Consider the following 239-nt stretch of genomic DNA (forward strand, 5'->3'; position numbering starts at 1 on the left):
GGCGTGAAGCGCGTAGGGATCCGCGATGTCGCGGCGGCGGCCGGGGTGTCGATCAGCACCGTGTCGAACGCACTCAACCGCCCCGAGATCGTCAGCGATGAGCTCGCGGACCGCGTGCGTCAGGTCGCCGACGAGCTCGGCTATGTGCCGCTCCGCGCCGCGCAGCAGCTGCGTCAGGGCCGCAGTGGCCTCGTCGGCATGAGCGTCATCAACATCGCGAACCCCTTCTTCGCGGACCT

The 239-nt window shown here is 69.5% G+C and carries 1 protein-coding gene; it reads left to right on the top strand.

Going from position 1 to position 239, the window contains the following annotated elements; all coding sequences use genetic code 11:
- Positions 1 to 239 (top strand): LacI family DNA-binding transcriptional regulator (locus SB658_RS27215; protein WP_410603653.1); only part of this gene is annotated, 239 nt, incomplete at both ends.

Source organism: Bacillus sp. SIMBA_008, assembly GCF_046535495.1.
Taxonomy (GTDB): Bacteria; Bacillota; Bacilli; order Bacillales; family Bacillaceae; genus Bacillus; species Bacillus subtilis.